General features: G+C 57.2%; 9 protein-coding genes. 4 read left to right on the top strand and 5 right to left on the bottom strand.

The window, feature by feature from the left end; translation table 11 throughout:
* Positions 1-366 precede the first annotated feature (366 nt).
* Together CBM2586_RS32710 and CBM2586_RS29240 are read left to right on the top strand one after the other, a co-directional pair.
* Positions 367-885 carry an SWIM zinc finger family protein gene (locus tag CBM2586_RS32710; RefSeq protein WP_081712770.1) on the top strand — a complete coding sequence of 173 codons (519 nt, stop codon included), beginning with the start codon at positions 367-369 and terminating at the stop codon, positions 883-885.
* Positions 882-2,270: an SNF2 helicase-associated domain-containing protein gene (locus tag CBM2586_RS29240; RefSeq protein WP_018003936.1), complete on the top strand. Its 1,389-nt coding sequence runs from the start codon at positions 882-884 to the stop codon at positions 2,268-2,270. The genes CBM2586_RS32710 and CBM2586_RS29240 overlap by 4 nt, the downstream gene beginning before the upstream one ends.
* 69 nt (positions 2,271-2,339) lie before the next feature.
* Here the strand turns inward: CBM2586_RS29240 and istB are convergent, their stop codons facing one another.
* Positions 2,340-3,176, bottom strand: a complete 837-nt coding sequence (istB, locus tag CBM2586_RS29235) for an IS21-like element helper ATPase IstB (protein WP_012354406.1) — start codon at positions 3,174-3,176, stop codon at positions 2,340-2,342.
* On the bottom strand, positions 3,173-4,672 hold the full coding sequence (istA, locus tag CBM2586_RS29230; protein WP_012354405.1) for an IS21 family transposase: 1,500 nt from the start codon (positions 4,670-4,672) through the stop codon (positions 3,173-3,175). Before istA ends, istB begins: the two co-directional genes overlap by 4 nt.
* A gap of 139 nt (positions 4,673-4,811) precedes the next feature.
* Here istA and CBM2586_RS29225 point away from each other — a divergent pair, with 139 nt between their 5' ends.
* Together CBM2586_RS29225 and CBM2586_RS29220 are read left to right on the top strand one after the other, a co-directional pair.
* Positions 4,812-6,071, top strand: a complete 1,260-nt coding sequence (locus CBM2586_RS29225) for a DEAD/DEAH box helicase (RefSeq protein ID WP_196813391.1) — start codon at positions 4,812-4,814, stop codon at positions 6,069-6,071.
* A gap of 359 nt (positions 6,072-6,430) precedes the next feature.
* Positions 6,431-7,330 (top strand): hypothetical protein, encoded by a 900-nt coding sequence (locus CBM2586_RS29220; protein WP_018003842.1) that lies wholly within the window; start codon positions 6,431-6,433, stop codon positions 7,328-7,330.
* Between the two features lie 540 nt (positions 7,331-7,870).
* On the opposite strand, the gene CBM2586_RS29215 is transcribed toward CBM2586_RS29220, so the two are convergent.
* The 3 genes from CBM2586_RS29215 to CBM2586_RS29205 all read right to left on the bottom strand — a co-directional run.
* Entirely contained in the window at positions 7,871-11,035 is a 3,165-nt protein-coding gene (locus tag CBM2586_RS29215; protein ID WP_115671136.1) for an N-6 DNA methylase, read from the bottom strand.
* Between the two features lie 813 nt (positions 11,036-11,848).
* Positions 11,849-14,839 (bottom strand): DEAD/DEAH box helicase family protein, encoded by a 2,991-nt coding sequence (locus CBM2586_RS29210; protein WP_012354402.1) that lies wholly within the window; start codon positions 14,837-14,839, stop codon positions 11,849-11,851.
* 14 nt (positions 14,840-14,853) lie between these two features.
* A partial coding sequence (locus CBM2586_RS29205; protein ID WP_240991407.1) for a site-specific DNA-methyltransferase occupies positions 14,854-16,929 on the bottom strand: 2,076 nt, incomplete at its 5' end.

Here is a 16,929-nt window from a genome sequence, read left to right as displayed (position 1 = left end):
CAACAAGAACGAAATTCGGGAACACGTGGTGGGGCGAACGCTGGCTAAACGCCCTGCAGCATATTGACCACGAGAACCGGTTGCCGCGCGGCCGCGCCTACGTGCGAAACGGCGCCGTGACCTCCATGGAGGTGTCCGGTAGTTCGGTCACCGCACGCGTCCAAGGCTCGCGCGTCGAACCATACAAAGTCAAAATCGACATCCCGCCCTTTCAGCGCGCGGATCGGGACAGCCTTTTTAAGGCCATTGCCGGCAACCCGGCGCTCATCGGGCGGTTGCTTAATCGTGAAACTGGACCCGGCGGTACTCGGGCTCAGCCAAAAGGAAGGCATCAATGTCTTCCCAACCGGGTGGCGCGATCTTCGGATGACCTGCTCGTGCCCGGATTGGGCGGTCCCCTGCAAACACCTGGCGGCCGTTATCTACGTCCTGAGCGCCGAGATTGACCGAGACCCTTTCTTGGTGTTCAGCCTTCGCGGGCTGGATCTGGTCAGTGCGCTCGATGATTGCCGGCTCAGCATCCAGAACGAGGTGAACCGGCCAGTGCCCACGCTGTCCGATCTGCTACCTATGGCGGCGCCAGTACGTCGAGGGGAAAAGCGGGAGGAGCAGGCGCAAGTCACCGAATTCAAACCGATCGATTGTTCTTCGATCCCTGACCTGCTCGAACCGCTGAGTCGGTTGCTGCCCGAGCATCCAAGTTTCTCTTTTCCAAGGGGGATTTCCGGGAAGCGGTCCGCAGCCGTCTCGCTAGGGTCGCCAAGACTGCCGCTAAGAACCTGGCCGGCGAGAGGGATGAGGACGATTACTCGCCGATTCTCCCCTACGACAAGCCACATATCCGCCAAGGCCTGGTGTGGCCATCGACACTTGGTGCAGCGATGAGCGGAGTGACTCGGGCCACCGCGCCGTCGGATTTCCTGGGTGCATTAGCACGTATTGAGGCAAGCGACCTACCCGACTACCAGCCGGAGGTGGCGGCCTTTTATCAACTCCGGCTGGTGACCTTGCACCTGCTTAGCAAGGGAGCGGTCACACCCCAGATCTATGCCCACACCAATAACGTCGCAGGGGTGCGATGGTTGCCCGCGATCGCGGACGAGCAGGTGAAAGGTGTAGTTCACGCCGTGGCACTGCCACCGCGCCTACTTACCGTCGATGGCCAGTCACGCCCACGGAAGACGGTGGAGCGGTATGCAGGAGCCCTGCACCTATGCTCCGTATGGCTCACGCACTATGTCCGCACATGGGCTGGCTCGCCTAACGGCGACATGATCCTTGGGCTGTTCTTCACTGACAACTACGCCCACTTCGACCGGCCCGGCGAGGGCGCTATCCCGGGCGCCATTCAAACCTCCCTCTCCGCCTTCCATCTCGCCGAGCGGCGATTCTCGCCCGTCCTGCGGGTGGACGATATCGGGGCGGGCTTCACGGTCGACATTGACGTCCAGGACAGAGAGCACCCGACCCGGGAACCAACAGCCTTGGCAACCGTCATCGCAGACAATCAATGGGGCAAGCACCGCTATGCGGTTCTGCAGACAATCTCTGTGCTCGACCAGCACTGCCCTCCCATCAACGACTACGTACAAAGGGAGGCCAGGACGCCGATCGCCGTGTCCTCGGCGCAGTTGCCGTCATGGCTGAATGACACGCTGCCCGTGCTGCGGCTGATGGGGATTCGCTCGCTTTTGCCGAAGGGAATGGAAGCGCTGTTGCGGCCGAAGCTCTCCATGCGAATTGCCGGGCAACCGCCGAGTACCGTCAGTTGGTTCCGGGCTGACGACCTGTTCTCGTTTGACTGGCAGATCGCAATCGGCGATCACATTCTCGGCAAGCGTGAGTTCGAGCAGCTCGTGCAAGGCGCGAGTGGTGTCTTGCGGATCAAGGACGAATACGTTTATCTGGATCCCAAGGAACTCGCCAGCCTAAGCGCTGCCCTCGCTGCGCCCCCGAAGGTGACAGCTCCGGAACTTTTACGCATCGCCATCGCCGGAGAGCTTGATGGCGCGGCAATCGCGCGAGACAAGAACGCCGAAGCGATCCTCCGAAAATTGCAGGATATCGAGCCATGCTCGTTGCCTGACGGGCTGGAAGCACAACTGCGCCCCTACCAGGAGCGCGGGTTCAATTGGCTCTTTCGCAATGCTTGCATCGGCTTCGGGAGCGTCATTGCGGATGACATGGGACTGGGCAAGACCCTCCAGGTCATTGCCGCGATTCTCGCGCTCAAGCAGGTTGGCGCGCTCGATGCGGCCAAGGCTAGATAGCGTCAAGCAGGACGGCCGGTCCAGCGACAATCATTTTGGCCGGTTGGCCGGGATGATTGTCGGTGAGTGTTAGGTCATGGTTGTCGCTCCGTTATCGATGTCGCGGTGATTGTCGTTGTCGCTGGATGATTGTCGTCGGCGAGCAGACTGCTTGTCGCTTGCGGTGCGCCGACGGTAGCTTTCGACGTTCATTTCAAAGATCGTCGAATGGTGGACGAGTCGGTCAATCGCGGCGATGGTCATGCCGGGGTCAGGGAACACGTTGTCCCAGCCTGAGAACGGCTGGTTGGCCGTGATCAGCAGACTGCGCCGCTCATAGCGCTCGGCGATCAGTTCGAATAGGACACTGGTTTCGGCCTGGTCCTTGCGGGCGTACGACAGGTCGTCCAGGATGATCAGGTCAAAGCGGTCGAGCTTGGCCAGGGCTGCAGGTAACTGCAGGCTCTGCCTGGCTGCCTGCAGCTTCTGGACGATCTCGCTGGTACGCGTGAACAGTACCCTGTACCCAGCGTCGATCAGGGCATGCCCGATGGCCGATCCGAGGTGGCTCTTCCCACCGCCCGGCGGGCCGAAGATCAACACATTGGCACCTTTCTCCAGCCAGGAATCACCGCTCGCCAGTGCCATCACGTGCGCCTTGGAGACCATGGGCACAGCACTGAAGTCGAAGGCAGCCAGCGTCTTGGTTGGATCCAGGCGGGATTCGGTTCGGTGTCGTTCGATACGCCGCTTGGCCCGTTCGGCCAGTTCGTGTTCGAGCAAGGCGCCAAGCAGCCGGGTTGCCTGCCAGCTTTCCTTGTCGGCGCGCTGTGCGAACTCTGGCCAGAGCCGGCCAATGGTGGGCAGGCGCAGTTCGTTGAGCATCAACGTCAGGCGGGCGGCATCAATTGGGAGCGGCGCGTTCATGCTGCGACCCCCTGGCCCAGCAGGGCGTCGTAGCAACTGGTCGCCGGCATCTGGACATGGATGACGGGGTGATCGGCTTGCCGCGGCGAGAACTCCTCGCGCAGCGCTTCCAGATCCGGCAGATCACCATCGCCCAACATGGCTTCCAGGCGCACGGCCAGCACGGCTTCGATACCGTCCATGGCCGCCAGCTCAAGCAGGCCAACCATCGTCTTGCACGCGTCGCGTTGCGACAGCCGGGCATCAAGCTGCTCCCAGGTTCGCCGATAGGCCTCCCGAGGGAACAGATCGTCCCGGAACGCCAGGCCCTTGAAGGCCTGCGGCTTACGTTTGAGCCCCTCAATGAAGTGCCGATAGTCGATAGCGCGGCGGGTGCTGTGCGCGGCGTGGGAGCCCCGAGGAGTGCTGAACACCATGGCTCCGGACAGGTAGCAGTCCAGTCGGTCGCCGTACACACGCACCTTCAGACGGTGACCAATCAGGCGGGACGGCGCGCTGTAGAGGATGCCGCGCACGGTGAATGTGCTGCAACGGGTGACACGCGCTTCCTCTTCGGCAAAGTCCGTCGTGCGCCGGGGAGGCAGGTCCGTCAACTGCTCGCGCTCGAGACGGAACGCCGCTGCATGACGCCGGTTACGACGCATCACGACCTCGCGCAGGAGCGCCTCATAGGCGGCTCGATCCTCGAAGTCCCGGTGGCCGCGCAGCATCAGTGCCTGGTCGACAGCCTCCTTCAGATAGCGGTGGGATGATTCCACACTGCCGTTCTCGTGGCCCAGGCCGCGGTTGTTACGGGTGCCGGTCATCCCATAGTGGTCCAGCAGGGCTTCGTAGCGCGTTGTGAAGTCCTCCTGCTCCTTCAGGTTCTTGAACGCCGCCGAGAGGCTGTCGGTGCGATGTTCTCGCGGGCAGCCGCCGGCCTGCCAGAGCGCGTTCTGCAAGCCCGAGGACAGCGCCTCGAAGCTCTCTCCGCCTTCAACCACTTGGGCGTACTCCCAGCGCGAGAACGCGAACACGAAGTGATACAGGCGGTGAGGGAATGGAACGCCGGAGATGGTGATGCCCAGCGCCTGCATATCGGTGAAGTCCGACAGTGCCCGGATCCCCGGCGCGTGTTCCTGTGGGAAGAAGACTTCTTTGGCCGGTCCAGACACAGCCCGCCACTTGCTGATGCGCCGTTCGAGCGTGCGGCGCATGCTGTCAGGGTATTGGTCGGGATGGTCGTCCTGGAGCTTGCGCAGAATGGTGATGGCTTGCAGGCGCGGCTCGCTAGCAAGCATCGGCACGACCTCGGTGTCCCAGACCTCGACGAATGGATCGGGCCGCGAGCGCCAGTAACGGCGGGGCTTCTGCGAAGGCAGTTGGCTATCACGTTCGATACGCCGGGCACTGCGCACACTGATGCCGGCCTTGGCAGCGGCAATCTCCTGGGTATGCTGTTTGCGTTTGGACATGTAGAGGCTAACCTGTTGGTCGGTAATACGGGTTCCAGACATGGACTGACCGCTTATTGATGCGATCAGCCATCGTAGAACCCGGCCAACTCGGCGCCGCCGGTGGCGGAAACTCTCCGGCGGCTACGCCGCCTCCGAGTTCCCGCCACCGGCCAAGATGTTTGTCGCTACGCCGGACAAAATGATTGTCGCCGCCCACAAGGCGCTCGTGGTCGTCCCGACGACGCTACTGACTAACTGGGCGAAAGAGATCCAGCGCTTTGCCCCCGGCCTCACGTACGGCATCTTTCACGGCGCAAAGCGTGAGCTCAAGGCCGACCGCCCGGACGTCACGATTACTACCTACGGGGTGATTCGGCGGTCCGCAGCCATGCTCGCCGGCATGCAGTGGCACCTGCTCGTCGCCGATGAAGCGCAGAACATCAAGAACCCAGCCGCGGCACAAACCAAGGCGCTCAAGTCCGTCCCGGCCACCAACCACATCGCCATGAGCGGGACGCCAGTGGAAAACCGCCTGGCGGACTACTGGAGCATCGTTGACTTTGTCAATCCGGGCTACCTGGGCACGCTGAAACAGTTTGAGAAGGAGTTCGCGACGCCGATCCAGGTGCACGGGGATCATAGCGTCGTGGATCAATTCAAACGCGTGACGGCACCGCTCCTGCTGCGTCGCCTCAAGACCGACAAGACCATCATCAACGATCTCCCAGACAAGATCGAGCAGGACCGCTACTGCGCCCTGACAGACGAACAAGCGGCCCTGTACAAGAGGGTGCTGGATAGCGAACTGGAAGCGCTCGAAAACGCGGAGGCTAGCATCTCGCGCCACGGCCTCGTCTTCCGGATGACGATGGCACTCAAGCAGATCTGCAACCACCCGACCCAGTATCTCAAGTCTGGGGTTTTGCACTCGGGGAAATCCGAGGCGCTCTTTGAGTTGCTCGACTCCATCTATGAGCGCCACGAGAAGGTGCTCCTGTTCACCCAATTCCGGGAGATGGGCGAGATTCTCGCCGATTGGCACCAGTCGCGATACGGCCTTGCTCCGCTCTTCCTGCATGGAGGCACCACAACCACCCAACGCAATGCCATGGTCGAGCGCTTTCAGACCGACCCGGTGCAGCGCATCATGCTGATTACGCTCAAGGCCGGCGGCACGGGCTTGAACCTGACCGCCGCCTCCCACGTAATCCATTACGACTTGTGGTGGAATCGCGCCGCCGAGAATCAAGCCAGTGATCGGGCTTGGCGCATTGGGCAACATGCGAATGTTCAGGTCTATCGCTTCATTACCCAAGGGACTTTCGAGGAACGGATCAACGAGATGATTCAAGGCAAAGGCGCGCTTGCGGATTTGACTGTGGGAGCCGGCGACGAGTCGCTGGGAAGCCTCAGCAACGCGGAACTGCGCGACCTGTTCTCCCTGCGTCGCGGCACTTGAGTCGCCGATGCGATGGCCCGCTTGCCACGCGCGGGCCACCAGATTCCCGGGCATCGCAGAGCGGCAGGCTTGACTTCGCCGCGAACTAGGCTATTCTTACGTTCCCTTCCTAGGGAAGCAGGCAAAGACACCGCATCGCGGTCCATAGGGTTCGACTACATCAAGTTGGTGTAGAGGGCATGCACAGCCCAGTCTGACACTTCGTCAGGCCTTCGAATCGATAGCCCATATAGGAAGGATTCTTGACGATGCCGGCACACTTACGCCCGCATCGTCAAGAGTCCTTCCGATGGCTGTCTTGGATCGCGGGCATGGTGCCTGCGACACAGCTATCGGCTTATTTCCGCAAGGAGACAACGATGCCTTTGTCGCACCCCACCCCCGCAAATTCGACGCCACAAGTCCAGCCTCCGATCTGGGTGGCACAGCACGTTCTCGAGCGTCTGTTGGACCCGGACCATGATCCGGTGGACTGGATCGCCTTGTCGGCGATCGAATGGCTCGAACGGCTGAAGCTGCCCGAAACGTCGATTCTGGAGGCCGCCAAACAATCTGGCTTTCCCGAGCTTTATCGCCCTCTGAACCGGTACGAACTCCTCGACTTCTGCGCACGCACTGATGTCCCCTTCAAGTGGCGCTTCGCAGCGATGATGGCGTTTGGCGGAAGGTCCCGCAGGAAGGCGACCGGCTGCGCCCTCTGGGCGTGCGTGCCTGCCATTGAAGCGCTCGCCAAAAAACTGCCGACGATGACTCGCCGGCAGGCCTACCGTGCATTTCGCTATTTGATCGCGTCCGCCCAACTCGAAGGCATGGGCCCGTCCTTCTTTACGAAGGTGATGTTCTTCTTCGGGTGCTCGGGCGCCTATATCCTGGACCAGTGGCTCGCCAAGTCCATCCTGGCGCTGAACCGGGCCAACTGGACTGTAGGTGCAGACGGCGAGCCTGTGTTCGCGATCGCTGCGGATAACTACATCCGTCTTGTCGCGGCCAGCAAACCTGCCGCTATCGACCGGACGATGACCGAAGACGATTACGAGAAATACTGCCTGGCCGTCGAGTCCCTTGTCGCGGTCCTCGGACGCAAAGACGGCGCCGACACCGAGCGCTGGCTGTTCTCTCAGCCGCAGTCGGCATGGCGCCGCTTCTTGGCGAAGCTGAGTTGGAAGCGCCCGGATCGCCGTCTCAGCAAGCCGGCACCGCAGCCGCCCTCCAGCGTTAGCCGGCCGATAGCCGCTCGTGGAGATCAAGCATCGCTGTGATCTCGCCTGGCTCGAGGCTGTCGAGTCGGGAAATGACCATCGCCCGCGCGAAGGCCAGGCGGGGTATGTTCTCCGCAGTCGATCGAGTTCTGGACTGACCCGCTCAGGCAAACAGTTAGCGACTGGACTGAAGGTGGGGGCATCGTACTTTCCGTGCATTTTCTGGCGGTATGACCCCGAAAGCTTTTGGCTATCAAGGACTTACGGATGCACCGTCGGCCCGTGATTGATTGCACCGAGAAACCTTGCTGCGGGCGGCTCTGCGGTCCGCTACCGCCATTTTTTGCATGGAAAGTACGATGACCCCTTGCTGGCGCAGACGCACGTCGGCCGCCTTGTCATGGAAGCCGAAGGATTAGATCGTCTGACTCAATGCTGGAGGCGCTGCTGTCGTCGAGAGCTCGCATATCTAATCCAATCAGGCGTACGACGCGGCTGCAGGCACGACTACCCTAGCCAGCCGCGGCGTGCCCCAACTGTTGGCGCTACTTGGGCGGGCGCGCAATTACGCCAGACATCCACTTGCGCCAATCAGCCCGCTTAGTCGAACAGTCCAGGCAATCGGGGCTGGCGGCTTCTTTTTTTTCCTCGGCGAGCCGCAGCGTCAATGGATCGTCCTGTAGACAGCACCGATACGATCTCGTCTATTTCTTGCATCTCTCCAGACAGCATTTCCCGAATCCGAGCTCGTAAACGTCCAAGTCCTCGGGCGGATGCATCATGGGCGATCTCCTTCTCAAGGTACGTGCTGATCGACTGACCACACTTCCGGCCAAGTGCAGAGAGTCGCTTATGCATCTCATTGCTGGCGTCATATCGAGGGAACGGTACCTTTACGATCAGCTTATGAATATCACGCGCTCCGAAAAGTCCTCTAGATTGAAAATCCTTAATCTGAAAGTTAGCAAAATCAGAATTAATGAATGCTGACACATAGTCGGCTTCTGTTCTGGTCCCGAACTCAGCCCAATATGTCTTGTGTTCGGCAATGAAGGGCGCATCAAAATCCTGTCGGTCTACCACCGCGGCGCAGGCATCTTGTCCCGAAGACGTATAGATAACAAGGTATCGCGCAGATGGATTCTGATCGGTCAATTTGTTTTGCCAATTTAGCCATCGAAGCAGTCCAATTCCGTTTTTCCTATTTTTCTCCGTGCGGTGCTTATCCCAGAGGTGTTCTGCCTCAGAGAACCAAGCCGCGGCGTATCTTGAACGCCTACCCAAAAGATCGGCATTATTTAAGAGACTGAATGAAGTGGCTTCCTGATCTGACCCATTCTCAGTAATTGGAAGTGCCACGATGGGGGGGGAGAAAAGCGCGAAGGGTACGAGATTGTTTGCGATGGCTGTCCTGAAGATATAGTCGCCCTCAATTCGACCCGTTAGGGAATGGTTTTTCCAAGGCGCCTTTGCCTCTCGGGCCGCTGCCGTGGCGGTTCTGACAGACCAAGTGCGCCCGACAAAGCCGCCACCATCATAATCCGTTTCCAGATCAATGAAAAAGAAATTGCGTGGAACAACCGTCGCCCCTTGCGAGAATTTCTTCTCATATGCATTAGTGCCTATTGACTGCGTGGACCCGCCCACAGTAAACGCCGAGCGTGCGCCCGACGCACCTAACGTAGACAAGTGCCATGAAACGTCTTCTAGGCGGATGAATCTTGTAGCGTTCCCCCAATGTAGATGCTCGCGAGGTAGCTTTCCTTCCAGTCGCTTCCCAGGAAAAGTCGGAAGAGAAACTCGCCGCCGGAGGTTATCCGATGCGCTGTGTTTGAAGAACATAACGCATGAGGGAACACGGAAAAGTGGACTTACGTCGTTCAAGTCCCACAATTCCTTTAACTCGAGGCTGCTTACGGTTCCTCTCCGAATATTTTCATGTTGGGAAGCAGAAACGAAGCTCCTTGGCAGTACGAATGCAAGTGTTCCACTAGGTTTCAGAAAGTAATTGACCGAGTGTGCAACAAAGATCGCGGCGATTTCGAGGTGTGGGATATCAGCCCTTTTTGGGGGGGTGACGTTATAGTGATCTGCCAATCCCATTAGCATCTGTTGATAATCGGAATTGGTGACGTCCGCATACGTTAACCATGGCGGATTTCCCAAAATTAGATCGAACTGACCGCGCAAGAAAACAGGCTTATAGCTATTTTGAAGAATAAACTTCCAAATCGAGTCGCGCCCGTTAATGCTTGCTTCCTTCATGCCCCTGTACACGAAATACAAATCGTGCTTGAGCTGGTCGGTAGCCCCATCCAATGCGGAAGTCGCCAGCTTGAAAAACCTCGATTGGGCAATCAAGCCTTCATGCTGTCTCACCAGATCGTCGCAAAATGTAATGAGGGAATCAAATTCATCTGGGCCGGCTATTCTAGCCACATTTAGAGAGTACTGACGGTTGTCAACGCTAACTTTGAATGTGGATTCAAATAAGTCGGCCGATGTTTCCGGGACCAGTAGGGAGTTTGCCAAATAAATATGCAACGTTACTGGGTCATTTGATTGGGCAATCAGCTTCCCCATCGCGATGATGATCGTCGTTTTTGCGATCTGTACCGAAAGCGGGTGAATGTCGATTCCCACAACTCTTCTCGATATTGTGGTAGCGTCAATCTGAGGCGATTCATTTCGCATCTTCGCGATTGCGGCGCGCAGGAATGACCCGCTGCCACATGCGGGGTCTAATACTCGATACGTCTCGGTAAATCGGGTTTCTTCGACGATCTTTTCACACAGCCAGTCCGGTGTGTAATATTCTCCGAGTGCGTGACGAGTATCTAAATCAACAAGTTCTTGATAAACACCCTTGAGAATGTCTTCCCGAACATCAGTCAAGTCGTACTCGCCGATCCGATTATTAATTTCGCGGAAGGCAGGTTTTAGGCGGGAAAAATAGGGCTCAGCGTTTACCCAATGAAAGAAGTCGTCCTCGATAAATCTTTCAACGTTAAATTTCGCGAATTCCTTTCCGCTGAGGATGGATTTAACTCTTTGATCCCCTCTGGCGGTTTCCTCCGCTATGACCGAAAACGCGATTAATTTTGCAAAAATAGATAGATACGTGTGAACGAGGAACATTCCCGGTGAAGCATCGAACCGTCCATAAGCAACGCTAAGAAATTTTCTCCACTGATCAAGTGCCACCTGAAGTTCTGAGTGGTGAGAAAAATCTTTAATGCAGTCAAATAAGAAACTGATTGAATTGATGAACGTAGATGACGTATCACCAAAATCGGAACGGATACTTTCTAGGGTCGCAATCTTTGGCTGAGATGCGAACAGAATTTCATCGAGAAAAAACGGGAATTCGCCCAGGGATTCCTCGGTTAGATCAAATTTTCTAATCTCTCGGAGTGAATAATTTGATGTTAGAGAGAATTGCCCCATTTCCAAGGTGGACCAATCAGGGGCATATATTCGCCACTTGATTCCGTCGGTTGCGATAAGAATGAAGCGGTATTCTTGACCGGAGCGCCAGTTACCCGCAAGATATTCCTCTAGCTGTTCCATAGCGTGCTCACCGGTACGCGACAGGTCCTTTTCCCATTCCACAATGACGGTATTCGTCTGGGTGTCTGCCCGGCCGCGGCTCGCTTTGCCGCCACGAACAACGTTGGCTACGGTCCTCTCAGCACCGAGTGAAAGTGCGGCGATTAGTTCCTGCGCACCGAGGTCGTGCGCGAAGACGGCGGAGAGATATTGCAAGAACCGCTCCTTCTTAGCTGCCTCGGTGTTCGCACGACGCAAATCAGCTAGCAGCCTCCCACTCAGCGAATTCCCAAATGTAGACTGATTGTTCGACGATTTTTGCAAATTACCCTCTCGCTCTCATGTTTTGTCGGACTGCCGTCCCTAAATGATAAAGCTGTAGGCCGCCAGGTTCTCTCGGAGGCAGAGGTTTTTCAACACTCTGCTCAAAAAAATGACGAGGCGACAGCTGCGGCCAACAGAGTCCGAATTGGTGCACTTCGGGCTCGAAGCGGGCGGCTACGCAAGTAGCGGTAGCATTCTTAGCGGGAACGAATTCCATGGCCGGTCCGTACGAACGTTTCAAGTAGGATGCTGCTGGCCCTTCTTAAGCAGGGCGGGTTGCTGATGAACTTGATCGAGGAACCATCGCGCCATGCCATCCCATTCGTGTCGCCTTCTGGATGAAGGGTCCACTGCAATTCTTCGAGGGTCCAGTTGGACTTGCTGCTGTTGGTCAGCATTGAGCCGCATGCGAAGTTCGTCCCTTCCCTACACGCTCGCTTGCTAATCCACCGCGGCCCACGTTGCTCGCCACCCTGACTCCGCCAGTTGCGCCGCCTTTTTGTGCGGTGGGTAGCCCCGCTGAACTCGGCCGCGCACCCCTGCTGCTCCATCGCCGCCGCGGACGTTTGATTATCGAACTGGAACACCGCCTTCCAACCCATGCTGCCTTCTCGTCGATCATTCTGGGTAAATCGCCCGCAATCACTTTCATGGTGCTGACGGGTTACTGTGAGCGACTAGCGCCGCAGAGCGCGGCGCGACGAATTAGGCAGCTCCAGTCAGTACCTCATGGATGTTCGTCGCCGCCTTGAAGTCAACGCCGAGCGCCTTGAAGTGTGCTTTACCACACTTTATTCTCCGGTTCTCACTGTCGCGGAGCTTGTCGGAATCGAGCGTGCTCTTCGTTTCGCGGACAAGGTAAAGTTTCCCATCGTCCTCGAGGACGATCGCCCAGTCGGGGTTGTAGTTGCCGATCGGCGTCGGAACCTTGAATCCCCGCGGGAGCTTGCAAAAGAACTTTACTTGGGGATCCCCGTCGAGCCGTTCGGCCACCGTCCGCTCCACTTCCGAATCGAAAGAAATCCAGTCATACGGCGTCCTTGGCACTTCGGTGCCGTCCGGGAGAATTCCGGCCTTTTCTTTCACCGCGTACAGCCTGTCGAGGTATTCCTCAACTTCTGCCTCTTCAAACAGGCGCATTTCGTATGCCTGACCGGCAATCGGCTCGTACTTGATCCCGTCAACAATAAGTTCGTGGAGGGCTCGGTTGATTAGCTTGGCGCATTCCGTCATGAAGGCCTGCGGATTTATCCCGAAGTAGTTGAGTTGTCCGCAATCCTTAAGGATACGTACGAGCGTTCCGCGCGTGAGCTCGGTTTCGCGTTGAAGGAATGCAAGTATGTCCGGAAGCGGCTGCTCGTTGGCCACGACATATGTGCGGTTGCTCGTCACGAGCCCGCCGTCCACCCCGGCTTCGGTGATGTCGACTGATCGTTTCGTGACTTCTATCCGGACGGCCTTGATCTCAGGCATGTCTCGCATCTTTAAGATAGCCTTCGCGATCAGCTCGTCGGTTTGGAATTCCACCGAGTAGCGAGTTTTCCGACTGATCTTTTCCCAGAGAATCTGGAACTCGGGATTGAGTTCGACCCGCTTGTTGTACTTGACTGACTCGCGCATTCGGGCGTCCTTAACGAAGTCGCGGGGGACGAATCGGTTGAGACGGCCTACCACGGCAGCCTCGAATCCCTCGGCGGAAAAATCCAGGGGTAGATTCAGGGTGAAGCCTTCAGAATTCGGCTTGAAGGCACTTTCGAAGTCGCCGTTTCGGTCGAGGAACCCTTTGGACACAAGGTGCTTCCAGATTGCCTCGGATTGCTCCTCGGTGAGTTGGGCAGTTCCTTCCGGGTTGAGCAGAGGAGTGAACGCCAGTTTCGGAACCCGACCAAAACGGAAACTTCCGTCCGGGTCGATGGCCTTTTCAATGTCGGCCTGAAGGCCCTTGGCGTAGTCTTGAAAAGACTCGTTCGCGATGACCGTCAAGCGGTTGATCTGTTCGTTGAAGATCCGGTCCCCGTCTTTGTTGACGGGAAGGCGAAGTCCGCGGCCGAGCGTCTGGCGGCGTTCATTTTCAGTTCCCATCTCCCGGAGTGTGCAGATCTGAAAGACGTTCGGGTTATCCCAGCCTTCTTTGAGTGCCGAATGACTGAAGATGAAGCGGAGTGGCTCCTCCGGGTCGAGCAGCCGTTCTTTGTCCTTCATGATCAGCTCGTACGTCTCGTCATCCTTGGCGGTGCTGCCGCTCGTGTCCAGAAGTGTGACGACCTTGCCCTTCCTGCGGTCTGCCGAGAAGTAGCCGTCGTGAACCTGCTCGGCTGAGTAGGTGAGCACGCCCTGGTAAATTGACTTGGCAGCGACCTCTGCATAGATCTCTTCGAACCACTGAGAGACCTTTCCATTGCACCGGTTCCCTTCGTCGTCATACTGGCGGTAGCTGCCGACCTGGTCGAGGAAGAACAGCGACAGGACCTTGATCCCGAGCGCCTTAAATTTCTTCTCTTTGGCGAAGTGCTCTTCGACGGTTTGTCGAATCTGATTCTTCATGCGCTCGTCGGCCATGCCCCCCGTTTCCCGCGATAGCTCGAGGATCTGCCCATTTCCAAATTCGATATACTCGCTTCCCGGTTCGGCGCTGATGTTGGTGACCTGATACCCCTCGTAGTCGGAGCGGTTTGTGAACAAGGATAAATCCGCGCCGTGCTTGAGCGTGACTGGTTTCTCCCGCGGTCCGTTCGAGGTATCTTCGAAAACCGTGACCTTGGCCTGAGGCGTTTTGGCCCTTCCCGGATAACCAATCCAGTCGAGGCGGACCATCGTCCGGTTGAAGTCCCGTACGGGATTCGCATCCACGACTTCGATTTGCTTGACTAGCCGGAGGTCATATGCCCGAATCGGGTCGAGCTGGTAGAGCAGGTTGTACGGGTGGACGTGCGTCGCCGAGTAGCGCAGGCAGAGGAGCGGATTTAGTCCAGCGATCGCTTTTTGGGATTTCGCGGTGGTATCGACGCTCTGCGGCTCGTCAATTATGACTATCGGGTTCGTTGCCCGCACGAAGTCGATCGGCTTGCGGCCCGACATTCGATCTTGCTCCTGATGGATCACATTTCCAGCTTTTTCCGCATCCTTCGCGAAGGCTTGGATATTGATCACCATGATCTGGATCTCGTTGTTTACGGCGAACTGCCGGACGCGGCTCAGATCCCTCGAGTTGTACACGAAGCTGTCGAACGCGACGTTGTCATACAAATCTCGGAAGTGGTCCCGCATCAGCACGAGAGAAGTCGTGACGCCTTCGCGAATCGCGACTGACGGGACGACGACGACGAATTTCCGGAAACCATAGAGGCGGTTCAATTCAAACACAGTGCGCAGGTAGACGTAGGTCTTCCCGGTACCGGTCTCCATTTCAATGGAGAAATTCGGGAAATCGTACGGGCCGCCTTCTTCGATCAAGGCTCGGGATTTCGGAACGTTGTTGCGTGCTTGGACAGACTGCAAGTTTGCAAGAAATTGCGTCGGAGCCAACGGCATTATGTTGCCGATCCCAAGCTCGGCATGTTCGCCGCCGAACATCGTTTCCGTTCCGAGCGTGACGGAATGGCTATCCTGGCTGAACGCCATTCCCTCGAACAGGTCCGTTACGGCGTTGAACGCGTCGTGCTGGTACTCCAGCGTTGAGTCAAATTTGAGCTTCATCGTAGAGCCCTGGGTTAAACAGTGCGAAATACGATCTGCGAGGCTTTCTCGCGGCCCTGGTTGCGCGCGGCGAAGGTCTGAACAGCGTTTGCCTTTAGCTGGTCGTTGCCGCCGAAGGCCGAATCGAGGCAGAAGAAGTGCATCGGTTCTGCTGCGGCGACAGCATCGATCAGTTCCTTCGTGATCCTGTGGGCTAGGCAGATCAGTAGCGCGCCGCTTGCTACTGAATACAAGGGAAGGTCGGCCATCTCCACGGTTTCTACCTTCGCCGTTGGGCGGAAGCCGGCTTTCAGCAGGATCTCGAAGAGAAGGGCTTCCTGGGAGGCCGAGGGATCGACGTGCTCGACATGGAGTTCAAGTTGTTCAGCGATCTGGTCGACCGTAGCGTTCGCTCCAATCTGTTGCCATCGGCGGAAGTTCGACTTGTCCAACTTGAAAACGCGGAAACCGAGGTCAGCATCGGAAGAAGTAAGCTCTGCCTGGCGTGCATCCTCTCCGGAATAGCGGTCGAGGGCGCGCCGCAGGCGCGATTTGCTGATTTCTGCGATGTTCTCAGGAAGGCCGTTGTCCCGACAGAAACTTAGCCCCTCCTTATGCTCCTTGACGCTCGCGTCCAAGCGCTCGGGAAGCTGGACCATGATGAATTTGCGTTTGGCCCCATCCCTGGCATTCAAATCCATGACGGCTTGGGCCGACGCGCACGAGCCGGCGAAGAAATCGAGAAGGATGTCCCCGTTGTCTAACTGAAAATCGAAGATGTACGCGAGCAGTTCGTAAGGCTTGGGGTTTGTGAACACCTTTCGATTTCCCAGCAGACGGCCGATCTCGTTAGCGCCGGCACGACTGTCCAAGTGGATGACGCTCGACAATTTCTCCTCGAAGTCTTTGAGGTATTCCTTGATCTGTACGATTTGGGTATGGTCGTCACCGAAAATGATCTTCTTCTGCTGAATAAGCTCCTTCATCCGCTCCTCGGGAAATCGGTACCCATTAGCTGGCAAGACGCAGTTTTCGCCTGTTTCAGGATGCTCGACCCGGTAGACATATCCGCCCGGCTTCGGGTTATGGACCTTCCGAGATCCTGTATATACGCCGTCATTGTCGACTAGGTTGTAGTGCGTGATGGACGCGAGCGATTCGGAGTTGTCCTTGATGAATCGGCGGAAGTGTTCCTGGATCACCCCTGGACTGGAGTACACGGGGCGCAGTTCTTCGTACTTGGCTAGCATCATGTCCTTTGCGTCGCTTACCCGGCTCTTCCAAACGGCGGGGCATCTGGAGATATCCTTCGCGAAACAAACGATGTACTCGTGCTCAACGGCAACCCTAGTCGGGTTGTTGTCTGTGGCGCCTTTCCAAACAATGGTGGCGATACGGTTCGATTCTCCGTAGATCTCGTCCATCAACCGGTTGAGGTTCTCGATCTCGTGCTCGTCGATCGACACGAAAATCGTCCCATCCTCGGTAAGAAGGTTACGCGCCAGGTAAAGACGCGGATACATCATGTTGAGCCATTTTGTATGGAAGCGCCCTTCGCTCGCTGTGTTCGTGGCGAAACGCTTGCCTTCTTCGTCCGTGAGTTTCGCGTAGGCGAGATACGTCTCGAGGCTCTCGGAGTAGTTATCAGGGTAGATAAACTCATTGCCGGTGTTGTACGGCGGGTCAATGTAGATCATTTTGACCTTGCCGTAGTACGACTTCTGCAGGAGCTTGAGGACCTCGAGGTTGTCACCCTCTATAAAGAGGTTGTCGCTGCTGTCCCACCGAACAGACTCCTCCGGAACGGGTTTGAGTGTGGCGTATGACCGGTGTTGAATAGTCTTCAAGCAGTCCTTCTTGCCCGGCCAGTCCATCCCGTAACGCTCCCTTCGTGATTCGAAGACCTCCGTGAAGGCCCCCAACTCCGCCTTCAGCCTTTCGAAATCGACACTAAAGACGAGCTCGTCGTGATCGTTCTTTGTCTCGGTAAAGACCGACGGGAAAAGGTCACGGAGCAGGGCGCGTTTATCTGCGGCAATGTCGAGAGCGCCGCCATCGAGCGGAACGGGGAGTTTTCTGGAAATGTCGTTCATGCCAATCTTATTTAAATG

Source organism: Cupriavidus taiwanensis (genome assembly GCF_900250115.1).
Classification (GTDB): Bacteria; Pseudomonadota; Gammaproteobacteria; order Burkholderiales; family Burkholderiaceae; genus Cupriavidus; species Cupriavidus taiwanensis_B.
The sequence above is the reverse complement of the archived record's forward strand: the minus strand, read 5'-3'. Positions and strand labels throughout refer to the sequence as shown.

Bases quoted from the DNA above. Each gene is read 5' to 3' on its own strand.
- CBM2586_RS32710 (WP_081712770.1), top strand. From the start codon at position 367: ATGACCTGCTCGTGCCCGGATTGGGCGGTCCCCTGCAAACACCTGGCG.
- CBM2586_RS29240 (WP_018003936.1), top strand. From the start codon at position 882: ATGAGCGGAGTGACTCGGGCCACCGCGCCGTCGGATTTCCTGGGTGCA.
- istB (WP_012354406.1), bottom strand. From the start codon at position 3,176: ATGAACGCGCCGCTCCCAATTGATGCCGCCCGCCTGACGTTGATGCTC.
- istA (WP_012354405.1), bottom strand. From the start codon at position 4,672: ATGTCTGGAACCCGTATTACCGACCAACAGGTTAGCCTCTACATGTCC.
- CBM2586_RS29225 (WP_196813391.1), top strand. From the start codon at position 4,812: ATGATTGTCGCCGCCCACAAGGCGCTCGTGGTCGTCCCGACGACGCTA.
- CBM2586_RS29220 (WP_018003842.1), top strand. From the start codon at position 6,431: ATGCCTTTGTCGCACCCCACCCCCGCAAATTCGACGCCACAAGTCCAG.
- CBM2586_RS29210 (WP_012354402.1), bottom strand. From the start codon at position 14,839: ATGAAGCTCAAATTTGACTCAACGCTGGAGTACCAGCACGACGCGTTC.